Source organism: Citricoccus sp. GCM10030269 (assembly GCF_042665635.1).
Lineage (GTDB): Bacteria > Actinomycetota > Actinomycetes > Actinomycetales > Micrococcaceae > Citricoccus.
In genome coordinates, this window is the sequence record NZ_JBHTCV010000010.1 from 1 (window position 1) to 2,028 (window position 2,028).

1 rRNA gene is annotated in these 2,028 nt (G+C 57.9%); it reads left to right on the top strand.

From position 1 onward, the window contains the following. Positions 1-52 precede the first annotated feature (52 nt). Positions 53-1,582 (top strand): 16S ribosomal RNA (locus ACFQQD_RS14015). Positions 1,583-2,028 lie beyond the last annotated feature (446 nt).

The window sequence follows — 2,028 nt, forward strand, 5'->3', positions numbered from 1 at the left end:
CATGGGTGGTCTGGTTTTCCGCTGGACTGATCTGTGTTGTTGCTTTTTGTTTTATACGGAGAGTTTGATCCTGGCTCAGGATGAACGCTGGCGGCGTGCTTAACACATGCAAGTCGAACGATGAAGCCCTGCTTGCAGGGTGGATTAGTGGCGAACGGGTGAGTAACACGTGAGTAACCTTCCCTTGACTCTGGGATAAGCCTGGGAAACCGGGTCTAATACCGGATACGACCTCTCATCGCATGGTGTGGAGGTGGAAAGATTTATCGGTCTTGGATGGACTCGCGGCCTATCAGCTGGTTGGTGGGGTAATGGCCTACCAAGGCGACGACGGGTAGCCGGCCTGAGAGGGTGACCGGCCACACTGGGACTGAGACACGGCCCAGACTCCTACGGGAGGCAGCAGTGGGGAATATTGCACAATGGGCGCAAGCCTGATGCAGCGACGCCGCGTGAGGGATGACGGCCTTCGGGTTGTAAACCTCTTTCAGTAGGGAAGAAGCCTTCGGGTGACGGTACCTGCAGAAGAAGCGCCGGCTAACTACGTGCCAGCAGCCGCGGTAATACGTAGGGCGCGAGCGTTATCCGGAATTATTGGGCGTAAAGAGCTCGTAGGCGGTTTGTCGCGTCTGCCGTGAAAGTCCGGGGCTTAACCCCGGATCTGCGGTGGGTACGGGCAGACTAGAGTGCAGTAGGGGAGACTGGAATTCCTGGTGTAGCGGTGAAATGCGCAGATATCAGGAGGAACACCGATGGCGAAGGCAGGTCTCTGGGCTGTTACTGACGCTGAGGAGCGAAAGCATGGGGAGCGAACAGGATTAGATACCCTGGTAGTCCATGCCGTAAACGTTGGGCACTAGGTGTGGGGGCCATTCCACGGTTTCCGCGCCGCAGCTAACGCATTAAGTGCCCCGCCTGGGGAGTACGGCCGCAAGGCTAAAACTCAAAGGAATTGACGGGGGCCCGCACAAGCGGCGGAGCATGCGGATTAATTCGATGCAACGCGAAGAACCTTACCAAGGCTTGACATGTTCCCGACCGGGCCAGAGATGGTCTTTCCCCTTTGGGGCGGGTTCACAGGTGGTGCATGGTTGTCGTCAGCTCGTGTCGTGAGATGTTGGGTTAAGTCCCGCAACGAGCGCAACCCTCGTTCCATGTTGCCAGCGGGTTATGCCGGGGACTCATGGGAGACTGCCGGGGTCAACTCGGAGGAAGGTGGGGACGACGTCAAATCATCATGCCCCTTATGTCTTGGGCTTCACGCATGCTACAATGGCCGGTACAATGGGTTGCGATACTGTGAGGTGGAGCTAATCCCAAAAAGCCGGTCTCAGTTCGGATTGGGGTCTGCAACTCGACCCCATGAAGTCGGAGTCGCTAGTAATCGCAGATCAGCAACGCTGCGGTGAATACGTTCCCGGGCCTTGTACACACCGCCCGTCAAGTCACGAAAGTCGGTAACACCCGAAGCCGGTGGCCCAACCCCCTTGTGGGGAGGGAGCTGTCGAAGGTGGGACTGGCGATTGGGACTAAGTCGTAACAAGGTAGCCGTACCGGAAGGTGCGGCTGGATCACCTCCTTTCTAAGGAGCCCCTCAACCAACGGCTGCCGGAACAGTGTTCTGGTGGTGGTGTTGGTTCAGGTGTAGTGCTCGTTTCGGCCCCGCGTGTGGGTCGGCGGGTTGCTCATGGGTGGAACATCAACGAATAGTGCCCTGGCCGTACCGGCTGGTGGTCGTAGTACCGCGTCTGGAATGGGCGTCTTGGGTGTTGCCCGGGATGTCGCGCCGGCGTGTGGAAGGACTGCTGGGTTTGGATGGGTTGGGGTGTTGGCACACTGTTGGGTCCTGGGACAACAGGACCGTAGAACAGACTCTCTCATTGGATTGTGGGGGTGTGTTCTGCTGGGCCGGTTGGTCTGGTTCTGGCCGTGCTGAGGCGTTCACCGTGGTGGTGGGTGTTGAGGTGTGGTGCGGATTGTTGTTTGGGAACTGCATAGTGGACGCGAGCATCTTATTTTTATTGCTGC